This window comes from Streptomyces flaveus, assembly GCF_014647675.1.
GTDB lineage: Bacteria > Actinomycetota > Actinomycetes > Streptomycetales > Streptomycetaceae > Streptomyces > Streptomyces flaveus.
In genome coordinates this window covers 527,573-549,857 of record NZ_BMPQ01000001.1, presented here as the reverse complement: position 1 = coordinate 549,857, position 22,285 = coordinate 527,573, and the positions used below count along the sequence as shown (strand labels likewise).

The 22,285-nt window shown below is 69.2% G+C and carries 18 protein-coding genes and 1 pseudogene; 7 read left to right on the top strand and 12 right to left on the bottom strand.

Features of this window, described 5'->3' with window-relative positions:
• The first annotated feature begins 45 nt into the window (after positions 1-45).
• Positions 46-699, top strand: a complete 654-nt coding sequence (locus IEZ21_RS02220; protein WP_189320167.1) for a DUF6928 family protein — start codon at positions 46-48, stop codon at positions 697-699.
• A gap of 453 nt (positions 700-1,152) precedes the next feature.
• Here IEZ21_RS02220 and IEZ21_RS02215 read toward each other — a convergent pair whose 3' ends face one another.
• Complete coding sequence (locus tag IEZ21_RS02215) at positions 1,153-1,368, bottom strand: DUF397 domain-containing protein (protein WP_189320166.1); 216 nt, start codon at positions 1,366-1,368, stop codon at positions 1,153-1,155.
• 13 nt (positions 1,369-1,381) lie between these two features.
• Positions 1,382-2,257 (bottom strand): helix-turn-helix domain-containing protein, encoded by an 876-nt coding sequence (locus tag IEZ21_RS02210; protein WP_246567213.1) that lies wholly within the window; start codon positions 2,255-2,257, stop codon positions 1,382-1,384.
• A 165-nt stretch (positions 2,258-2,422) separates the two neighbouring features.
• Here IEZ21_RS02210 and IEZ21_RS02205 point away from each other — a divergent pair, with 165 nt between their 5' ends.
• Positions 2,423-2,827 (top strand): ATP-binding protein, encoded by a 405-nt coding sequence (locus IEZ21_RS02205; RefSeq protein ID WP_189320165.1) that lies wholly within the window; start codon positions 2,423-2,425, stop codon positions 2,825-2,827.
• 12 nt (positions 2,828-2,839) lie between these two features.
• Here IEZ21_RS02205 and IEZ21_RS02200 read toward each other — a convergent pair whose 3' ends face one another.
• From IEZ21_RS02200 to IEZ21_RS02185, 4 genes are read right to left on the bottom strand one after another with little or no spacing between them, the layout of a single operon-like run.
• Positions 2,840-4,000, bottom strand: a complete 1,161-nt coding sequence (locus IEZ21_RS02200; protein ID WP_189320375.1) for an acyl-CoA dehydrogenase family protein — start codon at positions 3,998-4,000, stop codon at positions 2,840-2,842.
• A gap of 12 nt (positions 4,001-4,012) precedes the next feature.
• Positions 4,013-4,957, bottom strand: a complete 945-nt coding sequence (locus IEZ21_RS02195; RefSeq protein WP_189320164.1) for a hydroxymethylglutaryl-CoA lyase — start codon at positions 4,955-4,957, stop codon at positions 4,013-4,015.
• Positions 4,954-7,092, bottom strand: coding sequence for an ATP-binding protein (locus tag IEZ21_RS02190; RefSeq protein ID WP_189320163.1), 2,139 nt, complete (start codon positions 7,090-7,092; stop codon positions 4,954-4,956). Before IEZ21_RS02190 ends, IEZ21_RS02195 begins: the two co-directional genes overlap by 4 nt.
• Before the next feature lie 19 nt (positions 7,093-7,111).
• Positions 7,112-8,728 carry a carboxyl transferase domain-containing protein gene (locus tag IEZ21_RS02185; RefSeq protein ID WP_189320162.1) on the bottom strand — a complete coding sequence of 539 codons (1,617 nt, stop codon included), beginning with the start codon at positions 8,726-8,728 and terminating at the stop codon, positions 7,112-7,114.
• A gap of 85 nt (positions 8,729-8,813) precedes the next feature.
• Here IEZ21_RS02185 and IEZ21_RS02180 point away from each other — a divergent pair, with 85 nt between their 5' ends.
• From IEZ21_RS02180 to IEZ21_RS02170, 3 genes are all read left to right on the top strand, one after another.
• Positions 8,814-9,416 (top strand): SACE_7040 family transcriptional regulator, encoded by a 603-nt coding sequence (locus tag IEZ21_RS02180; RefSeq protein ID WP_189320161.1) that lies wholly within the window; start codon positions 8,814-8,816, stop codon positions 9,414-9,416.
• Positions 9,417-9,608: 192 nt separating this feature from the next.
• Entirely contained in the window at positions 9,609-10,766 is a 1,158-nt protein-coding gene (locus IEZ21_RS02175) for an acyl-CoA dehydrogenase family protein (protein ID WP_033322787.1), read from the top strand.
• Positions 10,767-10,801: 35 nt separating this feature from the next.
• Positions 10,802-11,683 (top strand): acyl-CoA thioesterase, encoded by an 882-nt coding sequence (locus IEZ21_RS02170; protein ID WP_033322841.1) that lies wholly within the window; start codon positions 10,802-10,804, stop codon positions 11,681-11,683.
• A 34-nt stretch (positions 11,684-11,717) separates the two neighbouring features.
• On the opposite strand, the gene IEZ21_RS02165 is transcribed toward IEZ21_RS02170, so the two are convergent.
• From IEZ21_RS02165 to IEZ21_RS02150, 4 genes are all read right to left on the bottom strand, one after another.
• Positions 11,718-12,515, bottom strand: coding sequence for a phosphatase (locus IEZ21_RS02165; protein WP_189320160.1), 798 nt, complete (start codon positions 12,513-12,515; stop codon positions 11,718-11,720).
• 127 nt (positions 12,516-12,642) lie between these two features.
• Positions 12,643-14,352 (bottom strand): thiamine pyrophosphate-binding protein, encoded by a 1,710-nt coding sequence (locus IEZ21_RS02160; RefSeq protein WP_189320159.1) that lies wholly within the window; start codon positions 14,350-14,352, stop codon positions 12,643-12,645.
• Positions 14,349-15,329 (bottom strand): agmatinase, encoded by a 981-nt coding sequence (speB, locus tag IEZ21_RS02155; RefSeq protein WP_189320158.1) that lies wholly within the window; start codon positions 15,327-15,329, stop codon positions 14,349-14,351. The genes IEZ21_RS02160 and speB overlap by 4 nt, the downstream gene beginning before the upstream one ends.
• Before the next feature lie 54 nt (positions 15,330-15,383).
• Entirely contained in the window at positions 15,384-16,844 is a 1,461-nt protein-coding gene (locus IEZ21_RS02150; RefSeq protein WP_189320157.1) for a sodium:solute symporter family protein, read from the bottom strand.
• 122 nt (positions 16,845-16,966) lie between these two features.
• Here IEZ21_RS02150 and IEZ21_RS02145 point away from each other — a divergent pair, with 122 nt between their 5' ends.
• A complete protein-coding gene (locus IEZ21_RS02145) occupies positions 16,967-18,457 on the top strand; it encodes a PucR family transcriptional regulator (RefSeq protein ID WP_189320156.1) in 1,491 nt (496 codons plus the stop codon).
• 17 nt (positions 18,458-18,474) lie between these two features.
• Here the strand turns inward: IEZ21_RS02145 and IEZ21_RS02140 are convergent.
• Both IEZ21_RS02140 and IEZ21_RS02135 read right to left on the bottom strand, forming a co-directional pair.
• A pseudogene (locus tag IEZ21_RS02140) lies at positions 18,475-19,987 on the bottom strand (FG-GAP-like repeat-containing protein).
• Between the two features lie 191 nt (positions 19,988-20,178).
• Positions 20,179-20,994, bottom strand: coding sequence for an endonuclease I family protein (locus IEZ21_RS02135; RefSeq protein ID WP_189320155.1), 816 nt, complete (start codon positions 20,992-20,994; stop codon positions 20,179-20,181).
• 425 nt (positions 20,995-21,419) lie between these two features.
• On the opposite strand from IEZ21_RS02135, the gene IEZ21_RS02130 reads away from it, so the two are divergent.
• A complete protein-coding gene (locus IEZ21_RS02130) occupies positions 21,420-22,268 on the top strand; it encodes a serine hydrolase (RefSeq protein ID WP_189320154.1) in 849 nt (282 codons plus the stop codon).
• Positions 22,269-22,285 lie beyond the last annotated feature (17 nt).

Below are 22,285 nucleotides of genomic sequence, written 5' to 3'. Positions count from 1 at the left end.
CTGGGGTGTCGGTTGAGCGGGTAGGTGTCCAAGGGAGGGGCAGGAGTGGGATCAAAGGTTTCAATTCTGGCTTTTGCGTCCGAAGTGCCCAGTGTGGTGCTCCATGCCGACCTGGTTGACCAGGCTTCTGCGTCGCGGGAGCTTATTGAAAGCGTCCTGCGTGAGCGCATGGAACCGGTGAGGGAAGTGACACTGGATGAGGCGCTTTGGCCGCTTCCGGGAGTTGCGTGTGCAGGTAGCTTTGAAGGCTTGGAACTCGTCACCTCGCTGGATCTCCGTCAGGGTAAACCTAGCGACATGTCAAGTGATGTGCGTCGCGTAGGAGGAGACCGGAACGCATTTGCTGTGTTTATGGACAGCGCGATCGACTGGGCGGCATTCGCGATGTGGGAACGCGGGCACCTGGCTCGATCTGTCAGTCTCTCGTACGAGGGTGGTGTGGTCGAGAACGAAGGCGTGCAGCTGGAGTTTGAGCAGGGTTTCTGGGCGCTGTCGACGGATGTCGCGCTCGGCTTCCATCCTCTGGAGCTCGGAAACGAGGCGTTGCGGGCTTTCTTCGGGTTTGTGCAAGAAGGGCGCTGGGACGAGCATGGTATCGACCCGGAGGAAATCACCCTTACGGAATACCGGGCGCAGGATGCGGAAGATCGTCAACAATTCTTGCGGGAGAAATCGACTCGCATGATTCGGCTCGGATGATCCGCTGCTCTCGGGGCTTACGGGTGGGGCTGCCTGGGAGTGGGCGTGGCTGGACGCGGTGGCCCGCTTTGAAGTCGGCGAAACGACCAGGGCGGCGGCCCCGTCGTGCTGTGGGTGTCGGAGCGGTGGCGGCATCTGTGACATGAGCGCGGGGTGGCCGGGGTTGCCTTGAAGGGGGCCCGGTCGCCGGCCGACCAGTCGTTGACGCCGCCGCGCGCCAGGAACTTCGGTCGAAGGGGTCACGCCCCCGTGGTCCGCGTATGTGGCCTACACCAAGATGGGCAGCGGCGGAGCCGGGGCCATGAGCAAGATCAGTGACGGCTGGGGTGGCTACCAGGTCATCAGCTGATCAATCAGAGACGGCTCCTGTGGCGGGGTTGTGTGATGCTGCGGCATGAGCGTCGCGCAACTCCGCTCCGCTTCATCGCTGCCGCCAGGCTGATGGCCTCGATGTCATGTCCCGGGGTCTGCATGGAGCAGGGCATCTGCATTCGCGCCGAGAGCCTGGAGGAATGCGTTCCAAGAAGTGGGACTGAAGGCGAGCGAGGGGCCGGGTATGGCTTTCGAATCCCGGACGTTGACCCTGTGCGCTGTCACTCGGGCTTCCAGGCACTCCCCGTTCTGGCCGCTGTAGCTGCTCTTGAACCATTCGGTTCGGTGCGACGGCATGCGCTGTTCGTCCTTAGGGATCGGTCAGTTCCTCGGCGATCTGGATGATCCGTGCCTCGGAGTCCAGAGCGCTGAGGGCTGAGGCTCTGAGGTGGTCGAAGGCGCTGCTCAGCCGAACCGTGTCTTCCCGGGACTCCAGGTAGGCGTGGCTCGCGAAGTTCTCCAGCAGGGCCACTTCGAGCTCTGCCGGTGGAGGGAAGCTGTAGATCAGGAAGGGGTACGGTCCGCCTGGGCAGGCCCCTGCTGCGAAGGGTAGTACCTGCAAAGTCACGTTCGGAAGCTGCGCTACCTGTACCAGATGGAGCAGCTGTTCGTGCAGTACTGCCGCCCCGCCCACCTGCTGTCGTAGGGCCGCTTCGCCCAGGATCATCCACACCTTGAGCGGTGGCGGATCCTCGCGGGTGAGGGCCTTCTGCCGTTCCATGCGTACGCGGACCTTGGTCTGCTGGTCGGTGTTGAGCGGGCCGGCGATGCCACCCTGGATCACTGCTGTCGCGTAGGCCTCTGTCTGGAACAGGCCTGGAACGATGCCGGGTTGAAAGCCGCGACACTCAGACACCTCGTCCTCAAGGCCGACAAGGTCCAGGAAATCTTGCGGTAGTTGGTCCTCAAGGACTCGCCACCAGCGCTGGCGGCGACTCTCACGGGCCAGCGCCAGCCAACTCTCCCGCTCGTCGGTGTCCTTCACCCCGTAGAGGTCGAGCAGGGCCTTCAAGTCCAGTTGGCGGATGCCGCTCTTCCCGGCCTCGATGCGGCTCACCTTTGCGGCATGGCAGCTGAGTTGCGTTGCGGCGTCCTCCAGGGCCAGTCCCTTGTCCTCGCGAAGGCGACGCAGGTTGGTGCCCAGCACCCGCTTGCGCACTGTCGGCCTGAGTTCTCCTGCTGCCACCAGCACCCCCTGATCGCGACGACTCTACGGATCCACCAGGGTACTCAGGGCGAACGATCCTGCAATCTCGTCTAGTTGTTCTGATTGCAAGTTGAGGGCGATGCGTGCAGGCTACTCAGAGCGACCTAGCTGACACGCACCGCATTGAGAGTCGAGGGGGCAGGTATGCCCGAATCCGAAGACGCCGAGATCACATGGCAGTTGCCGCGTACGGCGCGCAGCGCCGGTCGCGCGCGAGCGCTTCTGCGCGAGCAACTTGCCGACTGGAAGGTGGTGGGCGATGTGGCCGACACGGCCGAACTTTTGCTCGCGGAGCTTGTCGCCAACTCCGTCCAGCATGCTTTCGTTCCGGTCGGCAGGGAGATCGGTGTGCGGATCGCACGCTATGAGGGTCGATTGCGGGTGGAGGTCGCCGACGCCAACAACGATCGGCCCGCGCCCAGGGAGGCGCAGGCCGATGAGGAATGCGGGCGTGGCCTCGCTCTCGTCGTTGCTCTGGCTGAGAAGTGGGGGTGCTGTCCGCGGTGGCATGGGATTGGCAAGGCAGTGTGGGCGGAGCTGCTCCTCTGAGCGAGGGAGATGTCAGCTCGTCAGGCCCAACTCCCGTGCGATTAGCATGCGTTGGACCTCGCTGGTGCCCTCGCCGATCTCCAGGATCTTGGAGTCGCGCCACATGCGGGCCACGGGGTACTCGTTCATGAAGCCGTAGCCGCCGTGGATCTGGGTGGCGTCGCGGGCGTTGTCCACGGCGATCGTGGAGGAGTAGAGCTTGGCCAGGGCCGCCTCCTTCTTGAAGGGGTCGCCGGTCACCAGGCGGGAGGCCGCGTCGCGCCAGGCGAGGCGGGACGTGTGGGCCTTCATCTCCATGTCGGCGATCTTGAACTGGATCGCCTGGTTCGCGCCGATCGGGCGGCCGAAGGCGTGGCGCTCCTTGGCGTACTTCAGGGATTCGTCGACGCAGCCCTGCGCAAGACCCGTCGCCAGGGCCGCTATGGCGATACGGCCCTCGTCGAGGATGCGGAGGAACTGGGCGTAACCGCGGCCCTCCTCGCCGAGCAGGTTCGCGGCGGGTACGCGGACGTCGTCGAAGGACAGCTCGCGGGTGTCCGAGGCGTTCCAGCCGACCTTCGAGTACGAGGGTGCCACCGTGAAGCCCGGAGTCCCGGACGGGACGATGATCGCCGAGATACGGGGCTTGCCCTCGGCGGTGCGGCCGGTGACCGCCGTGACCGTGACCAGAGCCGTGATGTCCGTACCGGAGTTGGTGATGAAGCACTTGGTGCCGTTGATCACCCATTCGTTCGTCGTCTCGTCGAGACGGGCCGTCGTACGGGTCGCACCGGCGTCCGAGCCGCCGTCCGGTTCGGTCAGGCCGAAGGCGCCGAGAATCTCGCCTGTGCAGAGGCGAGGGAGCCATTCCCGTTTCTGGGCCTCTGTGCCGAAGAGGTGGATCGGCATCGCGCCGAGGGAGACGCCTGCTTCGAGGGTGATGGCCACGGAGGAGTCCACGCGGGCCAGTTCCTCCAGCGCGATGCCCAGCGCCAGGTAGTCGCCGCCCATACCGCCGTACTCCTCCGGGAACGGCAGCCCGAACAGGCCCATCCGGCCCATCTCCCGCACGATCTCGTACGGGAACTCATGCCGTTCGTAGAAGTCACCGATCTTCGGGGCGACCACGTCGTGTGCGAACTCCTCGACCGTACGCCGGAGTTCTTCGAGTTCGGGGGAGAGCCGATGGTCCAGAGACATGGGGGATCACTCCTTGTGGGAGAGGGCGCGGACGGTGCGGGAAGGGCTGGGTCGGCCCAGTTGCTCGGCCATCCACACGCTGGTGGTGATGAGGCGGTCGAGGTCGACTCCGGTGTCGATGCCGAGGCCCCGCAGCATCCACACGAGGTCTTCGGTGGCGAGGTTGCCGGTGGCGGACTTGGCGTACGGGCAGCCGCCGAGGCCTCCGGCGGACGCGTCGACGGTCGTGATCCCGTGCTGAAGCGCCGCGAGGGTGTTGGCGAGGGCCTGGCCGTAGGTGTCGTGGAAGTGCACGCCGAGGGTGTGGGTGGGGACGCCTGCTTCGTTGAGGGCGCTGAGGAGTGCCCGTACGTGCCCCGCGGTCGCGACGCCGATCGTGTCGCCGAGGCTCAGTTCGTCGCAGCCCATGTCGAGCAGGGCCCTGCAGACTCGTACGACCTGGGGGATCGGGACCGCTCCTTCCCACGGGTCCCCGAAGCTCATGGAGATGTAGCCGCGGACGTGGCGGCCTTCCGTCTTCGCCCGGTTCACCACCGGCTCGAACATGGCCAGCGACTCGTCGAGGGTGCGGTTGAGGTTGGCCTTCGCGAAGGATTCGGTGGCACTGGCGAAGACGGCGACCTGCCGGGCGCCGAGCGCCAGGGCGCGGTCCAGGCCGCGTTCGTTCGGCACGAGGACCGGGAGCGCGACCGGGAGTTCGCTGACGCGGGGGAACAGCTGCTCCGCGTCCGCCAGTTGGGGCACCCACTTCGGGTGTACGAAGCTGGTGGCCTCGATGGTCGTCAGGCCCGCGTCGGCGAGGCGGTGGATGAACTCCGCCTTGACCTCCGTCGGGACCGTGCCCTTCTCGTTCTGCAGGCCGTCGCGGGCGCCGACCTCGTAGATCCGGACGGCGGCCGGGAGGCCCTGGGCGGGAACGGCCATGGGCAGTCCCAGTTCGGGAGTGGTCATGACGTGGCCTCCTCCTGCCCCAGCTCTTGCTCCTGGGGCGCGATCACGGCCAGCACCTGGTCCATGGCGACGGTCGAGCCCGGAGTGACGTCCAGCTCGGCGACGGTGCCGGCGTGCGGGGCGGAGATGACGTGCTCCATCTTCATCGCCTCGACGACCAGCAGGCTCTGTCCGGCGGTCACTTCGTCGCCGACGGCGACCTTCACGACGGTGACTGTGCCGGGCATGGGGGCAGTGAGGGAGTCGACGCCGGTGCGGGCAGCTCCGCTGAGGGAGGCGGCTACGGGGTCGTGGTCCTGGACGTTCCAGGCGTCGCCGTCCCGGGCCAGCCAGGTTCCGGAGTGGGTGAAGGTGCGGGTGCGGCCTTCGAGGTGGAGGGTGACGGTAGAGGGTTTTTCTTCCCCAACCCCGCCCCTTCCCGAAGCTGGGGGCAAGCCCCCAGACCCCCGGAGAGGTTCGGCTGCGCCGTCAAGCAGGAACTCCACGCCCTCCGCTGTGCTCCGCACGCGGACGGTCACGGAGTCGTGGCCGGGCACGCGCAGGTGGTGCACGGTCCAGGCGGGTTCCCCGCCGAGCCGCCACCCGCTGGGTACGGAGAAGGGATCCACCCAGCTGTCGCCCTCTGAGCCCGGTCCCGCACCACTCAGCCCGTCCGGCGTTTGAGGACGAGGCCGTTCAGGCCGATGGGGGGTCTGGGGGCGCAGCCCCCAGCTTCGGGAAGGGGCGGGGCTGGGGAAAAGTTCCGCCTGTCGCAACAACCCCGCCGCCACGTACACCTCACCCGGCACCTCAGCCGAGACCAGCCCGTCAACCTCCCGCTCCACCAGCCCCGTGTCCAACTCCCCGGCCACAACGGCAGGATGAGCCAACAGCCTCCGCAGGAACCCCGCGTTGGTCGGCACCCCCAGCGTCACCGTCTCGGCAAGAGCAGCCCGGAGCTTCCGTAGAGCCGTCGCCCGGTCAGGCCCGTACGCGATGACCTTGGACAACATCGGGTCGTACAGGCTGCCGACCTCGGTGCCTTCGCTGAGCCCCGAGTCGGTGCGGACGCCGTCGCCCTGAGGCTCGCGCAGAGCCAGCACCGTCCCCCCGGAAGGAAGGAACCCCCGCGCCGCATCCTCCGCACAGATCCGCGCCTCGACCGCGTGCCCGGTGAGCGCGACGTCGTCCTGCTCGAACCCCAACCGCTCACCCGCCGCGACCCGAAGCTGCCACTCGACGAGATCGATCCCCGTGACCATCTCCGTCACCGGATGCTCGACCTGGAGCCGGGTGTTCATCTCCATGAAGCAGTACGCGGACGGGTCGTCGCCCGGCACGATGAACTCGACCGTGCCCGCGCCCACGTACCCGCAGGAGCGCGCCGCCTCGACCGCCGCCGTCCCCATGGCCGCTCGCGTCTTCTCGTCGAGCAGTACGCTCGGCGCCTCCTCGATGATCTTCTGGTGCCGGCGCTGGAGGGAGCACTCACGCTCGCCCAGGTGCACCACATTGCCGTGGCCGTCCGCCAGGACCTGGATCTCGATGTGCCGGGGCCGGTCGATCCACCGCTCCACGAGGAGCGTGTCGTCGCCGAAGGAGGCACGGGCCTCCCGCCGGGCCGCCGCGATCTCCTCGCTCAGCACCGACAGGTCGCGCACCAGCCGCATCCCCTTGCCGCCGCCGCCCGCCGAGGGCTTGAGCAGCACGGGTGCGCCCAGCTCGCGGGCTGCGTCCTCCAGTTCGGGATCGGCGGCGCCCGGCACGACCGGAACCCCGGCCGCCTTCACCGTCTCCTTGGCGCGGATCTTGTCGCCCATGAGCTCGATGGCCGAGGCGGGCGGCCCGATGAAGACGAGCCCGGCGTCGGCGCAGGCGCGCGCGAAGGCGGCGTTCTCGGCGAGGAAGCCATAGCCCGGATGCACCGCCTGCGCGCCCGTCCGTGCCGCCGCCTCCAGCAGCCGCTCCGCCGACAGATAGCTCTCGCTCGCCGGCGCCGGACCGATCCGTACGGCCGTGTCCGCCTCGCGGACGTGTCGTGCGTCGGCGTCCGCATCGCTGAAGACGGCCACCGAGCGCACACCCAGCGCCCGGAGCGTACGGATGACCCGGACCGCGATCTCGCCCCGGTTGGCCACAAGCACTGTCTCGAACATCGTCAAGAGTCCCTCACCCTCACATCCGGAAGACGCCGAACTGGGGCTCACCCAGGGGCGCGTTGGCGCAGGCGGTCAGGGCGAGACCCAGCACCTGCCGGGTCTCCATCGGGTCGATGACCCCGTCGTCCCAGAGCCGGGCCGTCGCGTAGTAGGCGTTCCCCTGGCGCTCGTACTGCGCACGAATCGGCTCCTTGAAGGCCTCTTCATCCTCGGCGGGCCAGGACTCGCCGCGGGCCTCCAACTGGTCGCGCTTGACGGTGGCGAGGACCGACGCGGCCTGTTCGCCGCCCATCACGGAGATCTTGGCGTTGGGCCACATCCACAGGAAGCGCGGGGAGTACGCCCGGCCGCACATCGAGTAGTTGCCCGCGCCGTACGAGCCGCCGATCACCACCGTCAGCTTCGGTACGCGCGTACTGGCCACCGCCGTGACCATCTTGGCGCCGTGCTTGGCGATACCGCCCGCCTCGTAGTCACGCCCCACCATGAAGCCCGAGACGTTCTGCAGGAACAGCAGCGGGATCCCGCGCTGGTCGCACAGCTCGATGAAGTGGGCGCCCTTCTGGGCCGATTCGGAGAACAGGATGCCGTTGTTGGCGACGATCCCGACCGGATGCCCGTGCACCCGCGCGAACCCCGTCACCAGCGTCTGCCCGAACTCCGACTTGAACTCCGCGAAGCGCGAGCCGTCCACCACGCGCGCGATGACCTCGCGTACGTCGTAGGGGGTACGGGAATCCACCGGCACCACGCCGTACAGTCCCGCCGGGTCCACCTTCGGCTCCACGGCCGGTGCGACCGACCAGGGCAGTGACCCGCGCGCGGGGAGGGTGGAAACGATGGTGCGCACGATCCGCAGCGCGTGCGCGTCGTCCTCCGCGAGGTGGTCGGTGACACCCGACACGCGCGCGTGGACCTCGCCGCCGCCCAGTTCCTCGGCGGTGACGACCTCTCCCGTCGCGGCCTTCACCAGGGGCGGGCCACCCAGGAAGATCGTGCCCTGATTGCGCACGATCACGGCCTCGTCGCTCATGGCGGGGACGTACGCACCGCCCGCCGTGCACGAGCCGAGCACCGCCGCGATCTGCGGGATCCCGGCCCCAGACATCCGCGCCTGGTTGTAGAAGATGCGCCCGAAATGCTCGCGATCGGGGAAGACCTCGTCCTGCATGGGCAGGAAGGCGCCTCCGGAGTCCACCAAGTACACACAGGGGAGGCGGTTTTCCAGCGCCACCTCCTGGGCGCGCAGGTGCTTCTTCACCGTCATCGGGTAGTACGTGCCGCCCTTGACGGTCGCGTCATTGGCGACGATCACGCACTCGCGGCCGCTCACCCGCCCGATCCCGGCGATGACGCCCGCGGCCGGCGCCTGGTCTTCGTACATCCCGTCGGCGGCGAGCGGGGCCAGCTCCAGGAAGGGTGAGCCCGGGTCGAGGAGGGCGTCCACGCGGTCGCGCGGCAGCAGCTTTCCGCGCGCGGTGTGCCGGGCGCGCGCCCGCTCGCCGCCGCCGAGCCTGGCCGTGGCCAGCTTCCGCCGCAGCTCGTCCAACAGCGTGTGGTGCGCCGCCTCGTTGGCCTGCCAGGCGGCCGACGCGGGGTCGGCCGTGCTGGTCAGCACCGGTGCCTCCTGCATCGTGGAGTCCCCTCGCTTTGTTAATGAGCGTTAACCATGTCCTCCAGGTTAACGACCGCTAACCTCCCTGTCTAGAATTACCTCCATGGCCACCAGAACCGAATCCCTCACCCGCCGCGAACAGATCCTCAAGGAGGCCGCCCGGCTCTTCGCCGAGCGCGGCTTCCACGGTGTCGGGGTCGACGAGATAGGGGCGGCGGTCGGCATCAGCGGACCCGGCCTGTACCGGCACTTCGCGGGCAAGGACGCGATGCTCGCCGAGCTGCTCGTGGGAATCAGCGGGCAGCTGCTGACCGGTGGCAAGGGGCGGGCCGCCGAGGCCGCCGGGAACCCCGAGGCGGTCCTCGACTCGCTCGTCGAAGGGCACATCGACTTCGCGCTCGACGACCGTCCCCTCATCACCCTGCACGACCGCGAGCTGGACCGCCTCCGGGACAGCGACCGCAAGCTCGTACGGCAACTCCAGCGCCAGTACGTCGAGCTGTGGGTGGAGGTCGTACGCGAGGTCTACCCCGACCTCGCCGAACCGGCCGCCCGGGCCGCCGTCCACGCGGTCTTCGGGCTGCTGAACTCGACGCCGCACATGGGGCGTCCCGGCTCGCTGCCCGGCCGGGCGGGGACGGCGGCCTTGCTGCACCGGATGGCGCGGGGGGCTTTTGAAGCGGCGGCCGCCTCGACCCCGGGGTGAGCCGGTCCTACGGTGAGCCGGTCCTACGGCGGCCCGGTCCGGGCCTGACCCGGTGCCCGTGTGACCTGCCTCCAGCGTGACCTACGTCTCTGGACGACTGTCGTGACCGGCGGGTAACGTGGGCTGAGCAAGCGCTTAGACAAGACATGCGGCGCTTGGGACCGAGCAGCGCGAGCCAAGGAGCCGTACACGATGCGCCGTACCGTCTTCAACGAGGATCACGAGGCGTTCCGGGAGACCCTGCGAGCCTTCATCGAGGCCGAGGTCGTCCCCGTGTACGACGAGTGGTTCGCCGCGGGCCAGGCACCGCGCGACTTCTACTACAAGCTCGCCGAGCTGGGCGTCTTCGGGATCCGCGTCCCCGAGGAGTTCGGCGGCGCGGGCATCGACTCGTACAAGTTCGAGGCCGTCATGTACGAGGAGACCGCCCGCGCGGGTGTCTCCTTCGGCGGCTCCGGTGTGCATGTGCTGCTCGGCCTGCCGTACATCAAGATGCTCGCCACCGACGAGCAGAAGAAGCGGTTCCTGCCGAAGTTCGTCTCCGGTGAGGAGATGTGGGCCCTCGCGATGACCGAGCCTGGCACCGGCTCCGACCTCGCGGGCATGAAGACCACCGCGAAGCTCTCCGACGACGGCACGCACTACGTGCTCAACGGCGCCAAGACCTTCATCACCGGCGGCGTCCACGCCGACCGCGTCATCGTCTGCGCCCGCACCTCCGCCCCGCGCGAGGACGACCGCCGCTTCGGCATCTCCCTGTTCGCCGTCGACACCAAGTCCGAGGGCTACTCCGTCGGCCGCAAGCTCGACAAGCTCGGCCTGAAGACCTCCGACACCGCCGAGCTGGCGTTCGTCGACGTGAAGGTGCCGGTCGAGGACCTGCTCGGCGAGGAGAACAAGGGCTTCGCCTACCTCGGCACCAACCTCGCCTCGGAGCGCTGGGGCATCGCCTACGGCGCGTACGCGCAGGCCGAGGCGGCGGTCCGGTTCGCCAAGGAGTACGTCCAGGACCGTACGGTCTTCGGCAAGACGGTCGCCTCCTTCCAGAACACCAAGTTCGAGCTGGCCGCCTGCCAGGCCGAGGTCGACGCCGCACAGGCCGTCGCCGACCGCTCCCTGGAAGCCCTCGACGCGGGCGAGCTGTCCCCGGCCGAGGCCGCGAGCGCCAAGCTGTTCTGCACCGAGGTCGCACACCGCGTCATCGACCGCTGCCTCCAGCTGCACGGCGGCTACGGCTTCATGAACGAGTACCCGATAGCCCGCCTCTACGCCGACAACCGCGTCAACCGGATCTACGGCGGCACCAGCGAGGTCATGAAGATGATCATCGCGAAGGACATGGGTCTGTAAGCCGCCCGCAATCAGTGCGCGGTACAACCGACAACATGAGCCAGGCACGCGAGGCACTCGACTCCCTGCTCGATCTGCTCGACCTGGAGCGGATCGAGCAGGACATCTTCCGCGGCCGGTCCCAGTCCTCCGTCGTCCCGCGCGTCTTCGGCGGGCAGGTCGCGGCGCAGGCCCTGGTCGCCGCCGGGCGTACGGTTCCCGAGGACCGGCTCGCCCACTCCCTGCACGCGTACTTCCTGCGCCCCGGAGACCCCGGCGCGCCCATCGTCTACACCGTGGACCGGATCCGCGACGGCCGTTCCTTCACGACCCGGAGGGTCGTCGCGGTCCAGCACGGGCAGCCGATCTTCCACCTCTCCGCGTCCTTCCAGACGTACGAGGAGGGCCTGGAACACCAGGCCCCCATGCCGGCCTCGCCCGACCCCGAGACCCTGCCGACCGCGGCGGAAATCCTGCCGACGTACGCGGACGCCTTCTGGGAACCGGGCGTACTGGAGCGCCTGCTGGAGGCCCGCGCAGCGGTCGACCTCCGGTACGTGGACGCGCCGCCGTTCGCCAGCGTCGGGGAGGAGCGCGAGCCGCGCTCCCAGGTGTGGTTCCGCACCAACGGCAAGCTGGTGGACGATCCCCTGCTCCACGTCTGCCTCGCCACGTACGTCTCCGACATGACGCTCCTCGACTCCGTGCTCCTCGCCCACGGGCGGGGTGGCTGGGCCGTGGGGGACGTGGTCGGGGCCTCGCTGGACCACGCGATGTGGTTCCACCGGCCGTTCCGTGCCGACGAGTGGCTGCTGTACGACCAGGAGTCGCCGTCGGCGTCGGGCGGGCGGGGGCTCGGGCAGGCCCGGATCTATACGCGGGAGGGGCAGCTGGCGATCACGGTGATCCAGGAAGGTGTGGTACGGATCCCCCGGTGATGTGGTGATGGTTCCACCGGGGGTGGGCCGGGGCTCAAGCCGTCGCCGTGAGGCCCGCCGCGTCCAGGAGATACGCCGTCATCGGGTCATAGTGCCGCGGACTCGTGACGTGGTCGTCCAGGGGAATCGTCACCTGGAGCGTGCCCTCGGACTCGGCGATGAAGAGAGCGGGGTCGTTGGAGTCCGCGTACCCCATGGAGTCGATGCCCTGCTGGCCGGCGAAACCCGCCCAGCCGTGGTCGGCGACGACCAGATCGGGCAGCGGCCGGCCCTCGCGCTCGAGCCCCGTCAGGATGGCGCGCATCGGCTCCCCGGAGTGGGTGTGCCAGAGCGTGGCACCCTGCTCCAGGACCGCCACGTCCGCGAACTGGAAGACATACCCCTCGTCCGTCTGCAGCCCGTCCGGAATCACCACGATCTCGCATCCGGCGGCCCGCAACCCGGCGGCCGTCGCCCGGTGCACATCCAGCAACCCGCCCGGATGCCCCGTCGCGAACAGCACCCGCTGCTTCCCGGCCGCCGCCTTCCGCAGCCGTGACGCCATCCGGTCCAGGGCGTCGATCGTCAGCTCCGGATCGATGGTGTCCTGCCCGTGGCGATACTCCGGGTCGTCATTCACCCCGCAACGCTCCGCCATCACCGCGAGTACGTCCTGCTCGTCGGTCCAGCGGTCACCGAGCTCGAGGCCGAGCCAGAAGTGGCGGTCGCCGTTCGCCAGTTTGCGGTAGTGGGAGAGGTTGTTCTCGCGGGGGGTGGCGACATCGCCCGCGATACGCGTCCTTACGAGGTGGTCGACGAGGTCGGCGCGGCTGGGAGTCCCGGGTATCGGCATGGTCCCTATTCTGCCGGTGCGCTCCGCGTGGCGAACTGGTGTTCCGTAGCCTGGGACGGGGGGGCACGTGGTGTTCGTCACCCCGGGCAGCGAAACGATCACAGGCGGGGCCGAAGCGGCGTTCCCGTCAGCCCAGGTGTGTCGGCGCGAACATCCGTAGCACCGCCGGGAGGACGAGCACCGCAGGGCCGGGTGTGGACAGGGCCTTGGACAGGTCCGCTTCGAGAGTTTCCGGGGTCGTACGGGCCCCCGGTACCCCGAACGACTCCGCCAGGGCCACATAGTCCGGGCGGGCCAGTTCCGTGGCCGTCTCCGTGGCTGTGGCCGTCGCCGTCGTCTCGCCGAAGGTGTCCGTCATGTATTCGCGGAGGATGCCGTAGCCGCCGTCGTCGATGATCAGCCAGGTGACGTCGAAGCCGTGCTGCTTCGCGGTGGCGAGTTCGGCGATGGAGTACAGGGCGCCGCCGTCGCCGGAGACCGCGAGGACCGGGTGGGTGGGGTCCGCTGCCGCGGCGCCCAGGGCGGCCGGGAAGGCGTAGCCGAGGCCGCCCGCGCCCTGGGCCGAGTGCATGGTGTTCGGGTGGCGGGGGTCGAAGGCCGACCAGGCCCAGTACGCCAGGATCGTCATGTCCCAGAAGGAGGGGGAGCGCGGGGGAAGGGCTCGGCGTATCGACGCCAACGCGTCTTGTTCCAGGGCGAGTTGCTGGTCAGCTATGCGTGCATGGACCCGTTCCAGGAGCGTACGTACGCGCTCGGGAGCCGTCTCGTCCGTGCGGTCGTCCACCGTCTCCAGCAGGGCGGAGAGCGCGAGTCTCGCATCCGCGTGGATGCCGAGCGCCGGGTAGTTGGACTCCAGCTTGCCCAGGTCCGCCTCGATCTGGATCAGCCTGCCGCGCGGCTTGAACGTTCGGTAGTTCGACGACAGTTCGCCCAGGCCCGAGCCGACGACGAGGAGTACGTCCGCGTCCTCCAGGAAGTCCGTCGTGTGGCGGTCCTCCAGCCAGGACTGGAGGGAGAGGGGGTGGTTCCAGGGGAACGCTCCCTTGCCGCCGAAGGTGGTGACCACGGGCGCCTGGATCCGCTCCGCCAGCGCCCGCAGCTTTCCCGACGCGTCCGCCCGTATCACCCCGCCTCCCGCGATGATCGCCGGGCGGGCCGCCCCCGACAGCAAGTGGGCCGCCACCGCCGTGAGTTCGGGGCGCGGGACCAACTCCTCGGGCGTCGCGTCGGCCGCCGTCACCTGCGGCAGCGGCGTCTCGGCCAGCAGTACGTCCTGTGGGATCTCCACCCACACCGGCCCGTGCGGAGCCGTCAGCGCCGACTGCCACGCCGCCGCGATCGCCGACGGGATCTGTGACTGCGTACGGACCGTATGGACCGACTTCACCACGCCCCTGAAGGACGCCTGCTGGTCCGGGAGTTCGTGCAGGTAGCCGTGGCGGCCGCCGCCCAGGCCCGCCGTCGGGATCTGGCTGCTGATCGCCAGCACCGGCGCGCTCGCCGCCGCCGCCTCCTGGAGTGCGGCCAGGGACGTCAGCGCGCCCGGGCCCGTCGAGAGCAGGAGCGGGGCCGCCTCGCCGGTGATACGGCCGTACGCGTCGGCCGCGAAGCCCGCGTTGTTCTCGACGCGTAGGCCGACGTAGCGGAGCGAGGAGCGGCGCAGCGCGTCGAACATGCCCAGGGCGTGCTGGCCGGGGAGACCGAAGACCGTTGTCGCGCCGAGGCCGGACAGGGTTTCCACGACCAGGTCTCCGCCATTGCGGCCGGAGGGAGGATTCAGAGCGGCCGAGGTCTGCGCCTCCGTCGGGCGGAGGACCAAGTCGTGGTCGTGGGTCACTTCGCTGCCTTCTCCTGCTTTGCCTGCGCGATCTGGCGGGACATGATCGTCGTCAGTTCGTACGCCGTATGGGACGCGGCGACCGACGTGATCTCGGCGTGATCGTACGCGGGCGCGACCTCCACGACGTCCGCCGAGACGAGGTGGCAGGACGCCAACCCCCGGAGGATCTCCAGGAGTTCGCGGGAGGTGAGGCCGCCCGCCTCCGGTGTACCCGTGCCGGGCGCGTGCGCCGGATCCAGGACGTCGATGTCGATGGAGATGTAGAGCGGACGGTCGCCGATGCGCTGCCGCAGCTGGTCCGCCACCTCGTCCACACCGCGCCGCATCACGTCCGCCGACGTCACGATGCCGAAGCCCATCTTCTCGTCGTCGTCCAGGTCCTGCCTGCCGTACAGCGGGCCGCGCGTGCCCACGTGCGACAACGCCGACGTGTCGAGGATGCCTTCCTCGACCGCCCGCCGGAACGGTGTCCCATGCGTGTACTGAGCGCCGAAGTACGTGTCCCAGGTGTCGAGATGCGCGTCGAAGTGGAGCAGGGCGACCGGGCCGTGCTTCTTCGCGACCGACCGCAGGAGGGGGAGCGCGATGGTGTGGTCGCCGCCGAGGGTCATCAACCGGGCGCCGGTGCCGAGGAGTTCGTCCGCGGCTCCTTCGATGGTCTCCACGGCCTCGTTGATGTCGAACGGGTTCGCGGCGATGTCCCCGGCGTCCGCGACCTGCGCGAGGGCGAACGGGGACGCGTCCTGCGCGGGGTTGTACGGGCGCAGGAGACGGCTGGCCTCCCTGATCGCGTTCCCGCCGAACCGGGCACCCGGCCGGTACGAGACGCCCGCGTCGAACGGCACGCCCACGACCGCGACGTCGGCGCGGCCGACCTCGTCGAGGCGGGGCAGCCGGGCGAAGGTCGCGGGACCCGCGTACCGCGGAATGCGGGACGAGTCGACGGGGCCGCGGGGCGTCTCGTTGCTGCTCATGGTTGTTCTGCCTTCTTTCCTACGCTTCGTCGCGTATGTACTGCACAGCCGACTCTAGTGGGGAGCCGGAACGGGTTCGGACACGGGTTCGGGAGCCCGGCCCGCCAGTCGCTCGCGCCAGGCGGCGAGCACGGCGGCGTCGGTGGCGGGTGTGGCCAGCGAGACGATCACGTACGTGGCCAGCGAGGCCGGCAGTCCGTAATAGATGGGCTCGTTGGCGAGGATTCCGTAGGTCGCCATCAGGGCGATGACCGCGAGGCCGCCGACCGCGACGGAGGCCAGCGCGCCCTGGGCGGTGCCGCGCTTCCACAGCAGGCCGCCGAGGATGGGGACGAGGAGGCCGCCGACGAGGAGGTTGTACGCGACGGTCAGGGCCTCGACGACGTTGTTGAGCGCAATCGCCGTACAGATCACCGCGACGCCCATGATGAGGATGAAGGCCCTGTTGCCCCTGACCTCGTCGTGCTGCTCCTCGGACGGTCGGACGGCCCCTCGCAACCGCGACCAGATGTCGTTGTTCGCGACGGTCGCGCAGGCGATGAGTGCGCCGGAGGACGTCGACATCACGGCTGCCAGGGCCGCGGCCAGCACCAAACCCCGTACGCCCATGGGGAGTTCGTCCTTCACGATGGTCGCGAAGGCGTCGTCCGCGCTGCCGAGCTTCGGGTAGAGGACCTTGGCCGCCGTACCGATGACGGCGCCGGCGAGCGCGTACGCCAGGCAGTAGGTGCCCGCGACCGTGCCGCCCCACTTGGCGGTCCGGTCACTGCGCGCGGTGAACACGCGCTGCCAGATGTCCTGCCCGATCAGCATGCCGAACGTATAGATCAGGACGTACGTGAAGATCGTCTCGCCGCCGATGCCCAGCGGATCGAAGTACGACGTCGGCAACTCGTCCCTCATCGCGCCGAAGCCGCCCGCCTTGACGACCGCGATCGGGAGCAGCAGGAGCAGTACGCCGATCGTCTTGACCACGAACTGCACCATGTCGGTGAGGGTGATCGACCACATGCCGCCGAGCGTCGAGTACGCGACCACGATCGAGCCGCCGAGGACGATCGCGGCCGTGCGGTTCATGTCGAAGAGGACGTCGAAGATCGTGGCGTACGCGATGGTGGACGTGACGGCGAGCATCAGCGTGTACGCCCACATGACGACGCCGGAGATGACGCCGGCCCGTCCGCCGTAGCGCAGGTCGAGCATCTCGGAGACGGTGTAGACCTTCAGCCGGGCGATGCGGGCGGAGAAGAAGACCGACAGGGCGAGGAGCCCGAGGCCGATGGTGAAGACCATCCAGGCGCCGGAGAGCCCGTACTGGTACCCGAGGCCGACGCCGCCGATGGTGGACGCGCCGCCGAGGACGATCGCGGCCATGGTGCCGGAGTACATGGTGGGGCCGAGGCGGCGGCCCGCCACCAGGAACTCGCTCTTCGACTTGGCGCGGCGCATACCCCACCAGCCCATGGCCAGCATGCCTGCCAGATAGACGACGATCACTGCGTAGTCGACGGCCACGGGGCCCTCCTTCACTCGGTGTCGCCTGCGGGTGACGAGCAACGACACTAGGTGGCCGGAAAGCGGCTGCGAAGTGTACGTTTCATCCATTCGAGCCGCCTTGAGTGGAGGGAACGTCCACCATGCCGGACCCCGCCGTCCCTCCCACCCCACCGGTCCCACTGGCGGCCCTCCTGGCCCGCGAGGACCTCGCCCTCCGCCAGATCGCCGGGCCGACCGATCCGGACCTCGTCATCCACTGGGCGCACACCTCGGAGATGGCGGACCCGTACCCGTACCTACTGGGCGGCGAGCTGCTGCTGACGGCCGGGGTGCACATCCCGGAGGCGGCGGGCTCTGGCACCTACTTCGAGGACTACGTGTCCCGGATCGTCGCGGCGGGCGGCGCAGCCCTCGGCTTCGGGGTGGCGCCGGTGCACGACACGGTGCCGCGGGCGCTGGTCGCGGCCTGCGAGGCGTACGAGCTGCCGCTGGTCGAGGTCCCGCCGCAGACCACCTTCTCGGGCGTGGCCCGGGCGGTCTGGCAGCTCATGGCCCAGGCCCGGCACGCGGAGCTGCGCCGCGTGACCGAGGCCCAGCAGAGCCTGGCCGCGGCAGCCTCCCGGCAGGACCCGGTGCCGTCGGTCCTGCGGCAACTGGCTCAGCGGGTGGGCGGCCGGGCGGTGCTGTACGGCACCGACGGGGCGGAAGTCGCGGTAGCGGGGCGGGAGTTGGGGCCGGGAGCGAGTGGCGCGCTGGCCGAGCTGGCGGCGATCGTACGGCCGGTCGAGGGCCCCGGTGCCACGCTCACGCCTGCCCCCTCCTCCGCCACCGACACCGTGGACGGCACCCACCTCGCCGCGTACGCCCTCGGTACGGAGCAGAGGTTCGTGCTCGCAGTGGCGGCGCCCCGGCGCGAACCCGGCGACCACACCATCGCCTCCGTCGCCGCCGTACTCCTGTCCCTCCTCACCGGCGAGCACCAGAGCGGTACCGGTGCGGCTCGCTCCTCGGCTCTCGTACGACTGCTGCTGGGCGCCGCGCCCGAGGACGTGGCGCATCTTCTGGGCGGGAAGCGGTGGGTCGTGGTGCACGCGTGTCCGGACGGCCCCGCTGCTCCGGACGCCGTCGCCGCGTCCGCGCTGGGGGCGGCACTCGGCTCGGCGCTTGTTGACCTGGACGTGGACGGGGAGGTCGTACGCGTCCTCGTGCCCGCCGAGCGTGAGCCGGTCCCGCAGTCCGGCTGGATGTGCGGGGTCAGCTCGGCCGTCGGTCCGCAGGAGTGGGCTACCGCCGACATGCAGGCCGCCCGCGCGCTGGCTCGCGCGCGGGCCAGCCGTACGCCCCTGGTCCGCCACAGCGAACACCCCGGCCTGGCCGGTCTGATTCCGTCGGCCGAGGCCGAGGCTCACGCCCGTACGCTCCTCGCCCCGATCGCCACGAACCCGGCTCTCCCCGAGACCCTCCGCACCTGGCTTTCCCTGCACGGCAGTTGGGACCGCACGGCGGTCGCCCTGTCCGTGCACCGGAACACGGTGCGGCAGCGGGTCGCGCGGTGTGCGGCCCTTCTGGACATGGACCTCGACGATCCGGACGTACGGATGGAGCTGTGGTTCGCGTTGAGGCAGGAGTGACCAATCCGCTCAGTCGCTCAACGGAGCGCCGAGCCGAACAGTGCGTCCGTGTAGGGCGCGGACAGGTCCTTGCCGCCGAAGGCGATGGCGGACGTGGTGGTGAGACCGGTGGTCCTGCCGCGCAGGAGCCAGACGGCGCCGTTGTCGCTGTTCTCTGCCGTGGAGGCCACGGCGAGGTCGCGGTAGCCGTTGCCGTTGACGTCCAGGAGCGCGGTGGTCGCGCCGAACCTGTCGTTCGTCTCGGCCACTCCGGGCACACCGGAGGTGTTCTGGTGGAACACCTGGGTTCCCGTGCCCGTGACGCCGGAGGCCGAGCCGGGCACCAGGGCGAACGAACCGGCGTTGGTGAGGCCGCTGAAGTCCTCGCCGGAGATGCCGAGCGCGATGTCCGCGTAGCCGTCGCCGGTGACGTCGGCGACCGAGACCGCGGAGCCGACATCGTCGCCGGATTCCTGGGCGCCGTGGAAGCCGGGCAGGCTCTGGTCGAAGCTCTGGGTGTTGGAGCTGGACAGGCCGGAGGCCGAGCCGTAGGCGACGCGGACCTGCTCGGACCAGTCGTCGGCGCCGACCACCACGTCGTCGAAGCCGTCGCCGTTCACGTCACCCACGCCGGTGCCCGGCGCGGCGCCGCCCGCGGTTTCTCCGGGTGCCCACTCGGTGGTGAAGCCCGAACTGCCGCCGTACAGCAGCCGGTTGCCCCAGGTGCCGTCGCCGGTGTAGTTCCACTGGACGATGTCGTCCTTGCCGTCGCCGTTGACGTCGCCGACCTGGCCGGAGACGACAGGTCCGGTGATCGAGTCGGGGCCGTCCTCGCAGCCGCCGTTGGTGACGCATGAGGCGTCGTCCGCCTCGTAGCCCCACCATTCGGACTTGTCGAGGATGTTCAGGGTGGCGGCGGGCTTTCCGGTGCGTGTGACCGGGCCCTTCCACAAGGTGGCCGGGGCGCCCTCGGGGTCGTCGCCGCCGACGTCCTGCTTGGAGAACAAGGCCAGGTCCGTCGTGCCGTCCCCGTCGAAGTCACCGGCCTGGGGGGGCGGCCCCGTATCCGGCGATGTTCGTGCCGCCGGTGAGGCCCGAGGGGGAGCCCCACAGGATGACGGAGCCCGCGGTGCCGCCCGCGATCACGAGGTCGCCGTAGCCGTCGCCGTCCAGGTCGCCCTTGGCGAACGTGGACCCGAAGCGCTGGTCGGCGGTGGCGGAGCCCGGGACGCCGCTGGTGGAGCGGCTGATGAGCTTCTTGTTGGTGGCGGAGAGGCCGTTGGGCGAGCCGTATGTGACGGCCACGTAGCCGGCCTTGGCCGCGCCGGAGATCGTGGCGTTCGGTGCGCCGACGACCAGGTCGGCGTAGCCGTCTCCGTTTAAGTCGTCCTGTACGTCAACGTCCGCCGATTCGGCCGTGGGGGCGGCCTGGGCGGCATGGGCGGAGGCCCCGGTGAGGGCCAGGGTGCTGATCCCTCCGGCGAGCAGCGCCGCGGCGGCCACGGGGGCGGTCAGCCGGGCGGTGGGGGTTCTGCGTCGTGCTCGGGACATGCATGTGCCTTTCGAGTCGGTCCTTTCGGCGCGTCGGGGACGCGCCTTCATGGGATGAGACTCGGGCGGTAGGTCACCGGTTGTTCGACCTGAAGACATTCATTGTTCATTTGTAAGCTTGGCTTGAACCGAACTCCCCGGTAACCCGGGGAGTTCGAGCCTCTGCGCGGTGTGCTGCCAGGCCGGATGTGCTACCAGATCGCCTCGACCCACTCCGGGTGGTCGATGAACGGGTTGCGGTTGTGCTGGTAGGTGTCGTAGATGATCTCGTTGCGGTTCTCCTCGAAGGCGCTCGGCGGGTCCTCGTCGTTCCACTGCTTCAGGACCGAGAGGCGGCCGTGGTACGGGGAACTGCCGTTGGAGACCGAGTCGTTGGGCTCCAGGTCCGCCCAGCTGTCGTCGCCCTCGTAGCGGACGGCCATGTAGAGGATCATGCGGGCCACATCGCCCTTGACGGCGTCGCGCGGCTCGAAGGAGTTCGAGTCGGTGTAGTTGCCGGCCGCGCCGCTGACCGCGCTGCCGCCGTTGTCGAAGTCCTTGTTGCCGCGGATGCTGTTGATCTGCACGTCCTCGGGGCGCAGGTGGTGCAGGTCGGTGCCGGGGCCTGCCGAGGTGCCGAAGTCGCCGTGGGACTGGGCCCAGACGTGCTCGCGGTTCCAGTTGCCGGTGCTGCCGCCGTTGAGGGACTTGCTGCGGGAGGTGCCGGTGTAGAGCAGGATCACGTTGTTGCTGTTGTTCGGGTCCTGGTCCGTGGCCTTGAGGGCGTTCCAGACCGCGGAGTACGAGATCCGGGTCTGGTCGCTGATGATCGTGTGCAGCGAGTCCTTCAGGGCCGGGCCCGTCTTGCCGATCGCGTCCTGGTAGTACGTGTCGTCGTACGCGGTGGTGGTGGCCACGGCGGGGCTCGCGGCGGCGGTCGGCAGGGTGATTCCGAGGAGTACTGCGGCGGCGGTCAGCGCGAGCGGCTTCCAGCCGCGTATTCGTCTGCCTGTCTGCGCAACGGACATGGGGGGTGTCCTTTCCCGGGGACGGCACGCGTGGAACGCGGTGTCCGGCTCAAAGGGCCTGAGTTCTACGCGTGTTGACCACTTGGTCAATCGGGAGAGTGGCACGGGGGAGGGGCTCGCGGCGTAACCGGGACGAGGCGTTTGTGTGACGTTCTGAAATCGAAAGCAGCTACTGGCGTTGCGCGAGGGTTTTCCCCAAGTCGTGGAGGGTTTGCTCTAGTTGACGTCGGACACGTCCGGCGGTACGGCGTGGGCCGCCGATGGTCCGGCAACTGACCTCCAGTCTCGGCGGGCATGTGGACCCTTCACCGCTAAGAACTTTTGTGCGGGAAACGTGTGTACAACTTTCGGCCACTTCAATGAGTCAGAGAAGGCGAGTGCGCTGAAGCGCGCTCGTTCTGCTTCAAGGGGATGGGAAGCACTCCATGACTCACCGGATATCCAGGCGTACCCGTGTGCTGTGCGCAGGGCTCGGAGCGGGGGTGCTCATGCCGTTCGTGGCGGGGGCGGGACCCGCCGTTGCGGCGACGCCGCAGGTCAGTTGTACGTCCGGCCAGGCGGGCCTGGCCGCCAAGTTGCAGAGGGACATCACCACTGCCCTCGCGAACCGCAACGGCACGATCGCCGTCGGTCTCTACGACCGTACGACCCGGACGACCTGCACGCTGCGGGCGAGTTCGGCGTACGACTCGGCCAGCGTCGTGAAGGTGACCGTGCTCGCCACGCTGCTGTGGGACGCGAGGAGGCAGGGCCGGTATCTCACGCAGCGCGAGACCGAACTCGCCACCGCCATGATCACTAAGTCGGACAACTCCGCGACCAGCACGCTCTGGAGGCAGCTGGGCGTGACCAAGGTGAAGGGCTTCCTCGCCGCCGCCGGGATGACCCAGACCAAGCCCGGCGCGAACGGCTACTGGGGACTCACCCAGATCACCGTCCGCGACGAGCAGAAGCTGCTCGCCCTCGTCACCGCGAGGAACTCCGTCCTGAGCGACAACTCCCGTGCGTACATATCGAAGTTGATGGGGAGGGTCATCTCCTCGCAGAGATGGGGTACGCCGGCGGGGGCGCCCTCCTCCGTGTCCGTGCACGTCAAGAACGGCTGGCTGTCACGGTCCACGCACGGCTGGCGCGTCCACAGCGTCGGTACGTTCAAGGGCGGCGGCCGCGACTACATGATCTCCGTCCTCACCCACGGCAACAGCACGATGAACTACGGCATCACCACGATCCAGGGCGTGGCGCGGGCGATCCACAAGGACCTACGTCCCTAGGACCGGTTGACGCGTCA